Below are 7,993 nucleotides of genomic sequence, written 5' to 3'. Positions count from 1 at the left end.
AAACAGTGCGAATTCGGCTGAATAGATAGAATTGATATGATAGCTAAGATAGCTGGAGTAGGCGAAATAGGTGAGATAGACGAAATAGTCATAGAAGTAGCGAACCGATCGGACGCTCAGAAGGTACACAGAACGGTGCGCCCGTCTGTCGCGACGCGGTCGACGAGTCGCGGGACTTACTGTTCGCTCATCGCGCCGAACACTTCCTCGGCGTCCGCAGGCACATCGAAGTCGTGGAAGTGCTCACCCCGCTCTTTCGAGAGGATGTTCAACGCGGCGGCGGCCCCGTCGCCCGCAGAGATGACCGCCTGCCACTCTTCGGCTCTGACCATCGCGCCCGTCGCGTACGCGTTCTCGACGCTCGTCTCCATCGACACGTCGACGTCGACGACGTCGCCGTCGAACGCACACCCCAGCGACTCCGCGAGGTCGCGCTTCGCACCCGTCGCGAGGACGAGGTAGTCGCCTTGCAAGTCGTCTTCGCCGTCCGTCTCGACGTGGAAACCGTCGTCGGTGGTCGAGACTGCAGTCACTTTCGTGTCCTGGACGCGTTCGACGCCGAAACTGTCGACCTGTTCGCGCAACGTGTGAAGATACGCCGATCCGTCGACCGATCCGATCCCCGGATAGTTGAACAGGTGTGCCTTGTGGAGCCACGTTCCGTCAGCATCGAGGACGGTCGCGCTGAGACCGTTCTTCTGTGCGAACAACGCGGCGGTTAGTCCGGCGGGCCCACCTCCAACGATCACAACAGATGCCATACACGATTGTCAGTGGCCAATCTGATAAGGATAGTGTCGACGGAGAGTTCGTTGGCGAACGTGGTTACACTAGTGTAACTGGGTGACGCTGATGCCCCGAAAACGGGTAAGTCACTCCCGGTCGTTGAGTAAAACGAGGTACTACCGTTCGACCGTCGCCAGTCGTCGGCGACGTCCCCGTATACCATGACCGGAGACCACCACACAGAAACCGACCCCGACCAGCACGACGTATCGACTACCCCGGACGCCACCGCGCAGGACGACGCGTTCGCCGACCTACCGCCAAGCGCAAAGTTGGTCCACTTCGTTCTCGACCGTGACGAGCAACACACGCAGACGGAACTCGTCGAAGAGACAGCGCTGTCAGCACGAACGGTTCGCACCGCGTTGGGGCGTCTCGAAGAGGCGGGCCTCGTGTCCGAATCTATCTGCCTCCGTGACGCGCGAAAGCGGCTCTACTCGCTGACCGACGACGCGGATCCGTCGGCTGACGTCACCGCAGAAGCACAGGCCTGAGTCAGCTGCCAGTTCTACCCTCGTAGCCGACCCGACCGACCCTCGAGAAACGCGTCGCTCGTGTCACGACGCGCAGTCACGTTCGCCAGCGGCTGGCGTGACTCGGTGGACTGCCACCTACTCAGCGGTTGGCGTCGTCACGCGGAGTACCTGCATTCTTGCCGTTACCGTGCGGGTCGGGAAGCGACTCGCGGTGAAGGTGATACCACTCCGCGAGCGTTCCTCTGGTCCCTTCGGTCTCGACCGTCACTGACCCGTCGAACCCCCACTCCGCTCGCTCGGCGTCGTCGCCGAACTCCAGTGGAACGTCGACTCGAAGGTCCTCCGTGTCGAGACGGATACCACCCTCTCGTTCGATGGCCTCGTCAATGACGAGTTCCAGCATATTCAGCCAGCCTTCGGGAACCCGTCGTGCGTCGGCGGCGTCGTCGACCATACACCGATTACGCACTCCGGGTACGTGTCGTTTTCCGTCGTCGAGACTAACCCGACACGGACATCGTTCGGGAACCACCTTCTCACAATCCGGTTTCTCACGAATCGCTGTGCAATGTAGTCAGACAATTGGCAGACACACGGCATACAAATAAGTACAATGACAACATACACCACGAGTATGGAGACCGTGGACCGGGCGGTGTTCAGGTGTGAATCGTGTGACGCGTCGGCCCCATCGTTCGGGATCGAGTACGACGTGCTCGGCTATCCAGTGTGCCCGAGGTGTGAGAAGCCCACAGGACCGCTCGCGCAGGAGTCGGCGGGTGTCGAGCGTCTCGCATTTTGACGCGACGAGTGCAGAGTACGCCGACCATACACGAGGTTGGCGCTGCCTACCGAGATCGTTTGGCCCGTCAGATCGTCACAGTAGGTAGAGGTTCAATTTAGTAGGTTCTGGGGGTAGAAGGCCTGAAATTGCCGTATCTTCCGTATAACAATACGAAATTCTGCCAACGTCTCGGATGCTCCGACGGGAGAACCAGGGGGGCAGGAGGCGAGAGGTTGCGCCTCCAGGGTTCGTCCGCGGAGAACTACCGACTATGAGCCAGATACCGCCACAGCAGCCGAATCAGTATAGTGTGAATCCGGTGCCGCAGCTCTCGCAGCAGCTTCCACAGCAGCAGCAGATCCCGCAGGCGCAGCTTCCACAGCAGCAGCAGATCCCGCAGGCGCAGCTTCCACAGCAGACACAGTTCGTTCCCCAACAGATTCCGCAACAGGAACAACAGATCCCGCAGGCGCAGGTTCCGCAGCAGACGCAGGTCGCACCCCAGCAAGTTCCGCAGCAGATCCCGCAGCAACAGGTCCCACAGCAGACCCAGCAGGGGCAGATTCCACAGCAGCAGGCCCCACAGAGTCAGATTCCACAGCAACAGGTCCCACAACAGCAGACCCAGCAGGGGCAGCTTCCACAGCAGCAGGCCCCACAGAGCCAGATCCCGCAGCAACAGATCCCGCAGCAACAGATCCCGCAGCAGCAGACCGAGCAGCCGCAGTACGTTCCGCAGGCGACGACGCTGTACGGATTCGCTGCGGCCCAGCAGACGGGCGAGCAGTTCCAGTCTGCGGCCGAGAGCCAGCAGATAGCCGCCTCCCTGCAGGAACTGGAACGGACGCTCGAGCAAGCGAACGTGTACGCACTCGAGAACGGGAAGCCCACAGTCGCGCGCTTGACTGAAGACCTCGAAGCGATGGCCGAGACACAGCGCAAGCTCGTGGCCCGTCAGTCGCCGTTCGCGACTTCCTTCCAGCAGTGCGTGGTCCAGGGGCTGCAACAGGGTATCCAGGAACTCCAGCAGCAGCCGAACGACGCGCCGGTGGACGAACTCGTCTCGACGCTCCAGCAGACGGTGATGTCGCTGCAGAACTCGTCGCTTCAGCCACAGGCGATGGCGTCGCAGTTCGAGCAGCAGTCCCAGCAGGTACAGCCGGCTCAGCAGACGCAACAGCCGCAGGGCTGACATCGGTGAGTCACTGATGTCCAGTTTCCCGTCCGGCCAGGAGCGATCTGATCTCATCGACGCAGCGGCCGCCGAGCAGTTCGGTGGCGTCGCACAGGAACAGCTGCAGGAGTCGATATATCCGTCGACGAAGCCGGTCTCGTACCCGGATATCGACGTCATCGACGCCGGCGAGGAGATACTCGTCTACGCCGACCTCCCGGGGTGCTCGGCGGAGGACATCCACGTTCGGATCAATCAGCAAACGCTGGTGATCAGCGCCGAACGCGAGTCCGAACTCGAAGGCGACGACACCCTCGTCCTCTCCGAACGTGCTCCCGAAATCGAGCGTGTGCTCACGCTTCCCGCGGTCGTGAGAGCCGGTGGTGCAGAGGCGAGCCTCTCCGATGGCGTCTGCGCCATCTCGCTCCCGAAGACGAGCACGGATCGCTTCGAAGAGATAACCGTCAAATCGGACTGAACCGCCGACGGCCTTGGTGGGCGTAGCCCCAACCGGGCCGTCTATCCTAACAGCGTGGCACTCTGACGGCAACTCGCGTCGACCACAGCGTACACCCCAGCGCGTTCCAGAGGGACACACCACGATGTCCGCAGTTGTGACGACAGTATCTCGATCCGGCCACACCACCGTGTCCGGAGTTATCCGATCGCGGGTGCCCGTGTTACTGCGGACATCGTGGTGTGAGTCCCGCACGGCCGGGTCCGACTCTTTTGCTCGTCCGAGTTGACTGAGTCGTCCTCACGTGAGCGAGTACCTCGGTGGGTGGACACCACCACGTCCGCTGTTATCTAGGTATCGCGCCCATCGGTCACTACTAACGGCAGGTGTCTGGGGCGGTATCGATGACCCCGAACGCGCCATACAGTCTGCCAGCAGCGTCAGGTTGTTCAGTCGGTGATCGGTCCGGGGAAACAACTGGTCGGACACCACGATGTCCGCCGTTGTGCAGACGATCGATCAGTCCTCTGGAATGAAGTCAGTCACACGGGCGTCGGTCATCTCGTTCTTGGGGTCTTCGATGAGGAAGTCCTGGACGGATTGGTGAACACCGACGTCTTGGACGGTGTCCGACATCGCGTCGAGGAGCAGGTCGACGTCCATATCTAGGGCGTACTCGCGGTAGGTCCCTCCTCGGCGTCCCTCGTTTCGCTCGGTGACCGAGATGATGCCAAGCATCGCCAGTTCCGACAGGTGGTCGCGCATCCGCCGGGGGACGAGTGGGTCGCGGTCGGCCATCTCTGCGAATCGAGAATATCGCGGTCGAACGTCGCGGGAGCGGACAGGTGCCTCGTTCTCGAGATCCAACGTGAGAAGTGCGTATAACACGAGATGGCCGTGCTGTGTGAGTCCGGTGATTCCCTCTTTGATCCGACCGCGTTCGAGCGCCCGCCGACCACGTTCAACGTGATCTTCGGTGACGCTGTCGGTGTCGTCGTCACGAGCCAAGTCACCCGCTTTCATCAGCAAGTCGATCGACTGTCGGGCGTCGCCGGCGTCTTTCGCGCCGTAGGCTGCACAAAGCGGGATGACGCCAGGGTCGAGAACGTCCTCGTGGAACGCAACTTCGACACGCTGTTCGAGGATCTTCTGGAGGTCGGTAGCGTCGTACGCCGGGAAGTGAATCTCTTGTTCACACAGCGACGAGCGGACTTTCGGGGAGAGGTCGTCGCGGAAGGAGAAGTCGTTGGAGATGCCGACGATCCCGATCTTGGCCGTCGAGAGGTTGCCGTTCGCGCGTGCGCGAGGTAGCTGGTAGAGGATAGAATCGTCTTCTACGTGATCAACCTCGTCGAGGACGATGAGGATCGTTCCGCCGCAGTCGTCGAGTTCGTCCCACAGCATCTCATAGACACTCGCGCGTGGATATCCCGTAGTCGAGATTTGATCGGTGTCGTCGCGGAACTCGTTGACGAGACGAGTCGCGACCTGGTACGACGAAGTCAACCCATCGCAGTTGAGCGCGGTGACGGTGAGTTCGATGTCGTCGTACTGTGCGGCGTCTTGTTGGAGATGGTCGAGCAAGTAGCGGGTTGCAGCTGTCTTTCCTACACCGGTCTTGCCGTACAGAAAGACGTTGTTCGGCTGTTCGCCGTTGATGACCGGCTGGAGCGCCGCCCGATACGTGTCGAGTTCCTCGTCGCGGCCGACGAGTTGCTCGGGCTGATAGTCCTCGCGAAGTGCATCGCGGTCCCGGTAGATATCGGTGTCCCGCTCGAACATCCCCATCTGTAGTCATTCGTTGATGTCTCCAATCGGATATAAAACCACCGCGTCCGGAGCGTCCGCTGTTTCCGCTGTTCTGCTAGTACTTAAAGAAACGTCGGGACACACCCACCCCACTTTGTCCGCTGTTCTGTGGATCGAAGAGGGGGCCACCCCTACAGCAAACCACAAGACCAGTATACACGGAAGGTTTTATTACAATAGCAGACGAGCTAGTCCGTACGGCAACTTCTATTAAATTAATGAGGTGGAGATTAGAGTGGAATCAATACCTTCGTACCTGACGGTACTCTCTCGACCGAGAACTGCGGACATAGTGGGGGGAGAGGGTTGACCGAGTCATCTCGGATCATCGATCGTCAGTTCTCGATGAGTACTACCCTCCTGACCGGGAAGGCCGTGATCATTGACCACGGCAAATATGTCGAACACCACTATGTCCGTAGTTCTCACCAAAACTTGTAACAGAAACTACGGACATTGTGGTGTGTCTCGGATCACTAGTGGGGTCACTGTTACTTCGGTCTACCAGGAGGTCAGCGACCCCACCGTGTCCGCAGTTCTCCGTTCGAATGAGGACTGCGCCGCCCTATGATTGACACCACGATGTCCGTTGTTCGAGGCTCGTGTCTTGATGATTCCAACCGGGAACACACCACGTTTCCACACCACTGCGTCCGTAGTAACGTAGTTGAAGAACTCCCTTCACGACTTGATACAGCGGACACGGTGGTGTCACTGTGAACTACCGCAATTCACATTGACGGCAGCACAGGTTGGTCAGACCCATCAGCGTCACCCTTCTCGAGGTGAGCGGTGTCAGAACTGGTCGAATCGTTAACCACGTAGATTGAGTCAGCGATCGTCTAGTTCCGTTGGCGTTTGTTTCTGATACTGAACCACATCTGTTTACCTGTAGAATATGCTGCACACTGTATGTATATACATAGTGTTAACATCCTTGGGGTACTAACGATTATTTGATGGAGATTTCAGAGGATCTACGATGTATGTTCAGTGCGGAAGTGACCGAACGCGACGATTCGTACGTTGTTGAAGTTCCAAAACGCGAGGTCGAACTAGAGTCGGTCCGCGAGGGAGCGGTGTATCGAGTTGTCATCCTCGCCTCGAATGCGAGCACTCCGGATGGAACGGCGGCGTCAAATGGGATCTCTCCCGAATCACAGTCCGACGTGGTATCGACGTCCAACACGAATGAGACGACGTCGGCTACCGAGTCCGACACCAGCAGCCCGAGTAGCAGATCGGACACGACTCGTTCGGTGTCGTCGTCGGATGAACCAGAACCGCCGGTTGACCGTGGCGAAGAACTCGTCGTTGACATCGAGAGTATCGGTGACCAGGGCGACGGCATCGCTCGCGTCGATCGCGGCTACGTGATTATTGTGCCAGATACAGACAAAGGCGAGCGCGTTCGGATCAACGTAACCAGCGTGAAACAAAACGTCGCGTTTGGTGAGGTCGTCGACCGAATCGAAGGGCACATCTTCGAGTAATATCTCCGGCGCTTCGATCCGCTACATTCGGTATCACGGCCAGTTAGGGTCAACTCCTACTAACTCGGCGCTCACTCGCCATAGCCGATATCGGACGTCGGGGTCGCGAGCCTCCTCGCTCGGTTCTTCTGGACCGCCGTCGCCGACGTACTCCCCCGTTCGCGTTGCATATTCCGGATCAATCACGACTTCGACGAGTCGCCGCGCACCCTCGTTGACACTCGTGCCGATACCGGGAATCGCGCCGACGACTCGCGTCGCCAGCTTGGCTCGCCACGAGACGTCGCGGTAGAGGCCAGTCGTCGGGATGAATCCGGGGTGGACGCAGTTCGCGACTACTCCTTGCGTCCGCTCGTCGTCACCCAGCCGCGCTGCAAGTTCGAGCGTGAACGCCACGTTGGCGAGTTTCGACCGGGCGTATGCATCGAGGCCGTCGTAACCGCGTTCGAACCCGATATCGTCGAAATCGAGCGTGCCACGGCGGTGGACACTCGACGCGGTAATGACGACGCGGGAATCACCAGTGTCTGCGAGCAGTCCCAGCAACTCGTGAGTCAGGAGGTACGGCGCGAGGTGGTTGACGGCGAACGTCCGTTCGACCCCGTTGGGTGTGACGTATCGCTCCTGTGAGGAGAGCGCCGCGTTGTGGACGAGTGCGTCGAGACGGTCAGTTTCCTCGCGGACCCACGCAGCGAGGTCACGGACGGCCGCAAACGTTTCCAAGTCGATGGGCTGAAACCGTACCGTTCCTGGTGTTTCGCTCGTCACTTCCTCTGCGATGCGCCGGCCGCGGTCTGCACGACGTCCGACTGTCAGTACCGTCGCCCCTGATTCGGCCAGTCGCTGCACCGCCTCCCGTCCGATTCCGCTGGTACCACCCGTTAACAAGACGACTGGTCTGCCGGGCGCAGGGGCAGTCGACCCTTCGAGTGCTTCGGACGCCTCCGGCGTTTCCGACGTATCCATCCGTCCAGAAGGTGGCGGGCAAGACACAAAACCTCGCGGGGCCGCCGA

8 protein-coding genes are annotated in these 7,993 nt (G+C 59.9%); 3 read left to right on the top strand and 5 right to left on the bottom strand.

What is annotated here, in order from left to right; translation table 11 throughout:
• Nucleotides 1–176: 176 nt before the first annotated feature.
• Nucleotides 177–761 carry an NAD(P)/FAD-dependent oxidoreductase gene (locus P0D77_RS17625; protein ID WP_277556034.1) on the bottom strand — a complete coding sequence of 195 codons (585 nt, stop codon included), beginning with the start codon at nucleotides 759–761 and terminating at the stop codon, nucleotides 177–179.
• A gap of 186 nt (nucleotides 762–947) precedes the next feature.
• Between P0D77_RS17625 and P0D77_RS17620 the strand changes: the two genes are divergently transcribed.
• Nucleotides 948–1,280 carry a helix-turn-helix transcriptional regulator gene (locus P0D77_RS17620; RefSeq protein WP_277556033.1) on the top strand — a complete coding sequence of 111 codons (333 nt, stop codon included), beginning with the start codon at nucleotides 948–950 and terminating at the stop codon, nucleotides 1,278–1,280.
• 121 nt (nucleotides 1,281–1,401) lie between these two features.
• On the opposite strand, the gene P0D77_RS17615 is transcribed toward P0D77_RS17620, so the two are convergent.
• Nucleotides 1,402–1,716 (bottom strand): hypothetical protein, encoded by a 315-nt coding sequence (locus P0D77_RS17615; protein WP_277556032.1) that lies wholly within the window; start codon nucleotides 1,714–1,716, stop codon nucleotides 1,402–1,404.
• Between the two features lie 592 nt (nucleotides 1,717–2,308).
• Nucleotides 2,309–3,241, bottom strand: coding sequence for a hypothetical protein (locus tag P0D77_RS17610; protein WP_277556031.1), 933 nt, complete (start codon nucleotides 3,239–3,241; stop codon nucleotides 2,309–2,311).
• A gap of 13 nt (nucleotides 3,242–3,254) precedes the next feature.
• Between P0D77_RS17610 and P0D77_RS17605 the strand changes: the two genes are divergently transcribed.
• Nucleotides 3,255–3,698: an Hsp20/alpha crystallin family protein gene (locus P0D77_RS17605; protein ID WP_277556030.1), complete on the top strand. Its 444-nt coding sequence runs from the start codon at nucleotides 3,255–3,257 to the stop codon at nucleotides 3,696–3,698.
• 498 nt (nucleotides 3,699–4,196) lie between these two features.
• On the opposite strand, the gene P0D77_RS17600 is transcribed toward P0D77_RS17605, so the two are convergent.
• The gene (locus tag P0D77_RS17600; RefSeq protein WP_277556029.1) at nucleotides 4,197–5,465 is read right to left on the bottom strand and encodes an orc1/cdc6 family replication initiation protein; all 1,269 of its coding nucleotides are present in this window, start codon (nucleotides 5,463–5,465) and stop codon (nucleotides 4,197–4,199) included.
• 980 nt (nucleotides 5,466–6,445) lie between these two features.
• On the opposite strand from P0D77_RS17600, the gene P0D77_RS17595 reads away from it, so the two are divergent.
• Entirely contained in the window at nucleotides 6,446–6,979 is a 534-nt protein-coding gene (locus P0D77_RS17595; RefSeq protein WP_277556028.1) for a TRAM domain-containing protein, read from the top strand.
• Nucleotides 6,980–7,012: 33 nt separating this feature from the next.
• Here the strand turns inward: P0D77_RS17595 and P0D77_RS17590 are convergent, their stop codons facing one another.
• A complete protein-coding gene (locus P0D77_RS17590) occupies nucleotides 7,013–7,945 on the bottom strand; it encodes an SDR family NAD(P)-dependent oxidoreductase (RefSeq protein WP_277556026.1) in 933 nt (310 codons plus the stop codon).
• Nucleotides 7,946–7,993: the final 48 nt, after the last annotated feature.

Source organism: Halobaculum limi (genome assembly GCF_029490015.1).
GTDB classification, from domain to species: domain Archaea; phylum Halobacteriota; class Halobacteria; order Halobacteriales; family Haloferacaceae; genus Halobaculum; species Halobaculum limi.
The sequence above is the reverse complement of the archived record's forward strand: the minus strand, read 5'-3'. Positions and strand labels throughout refer to the sequence as shown.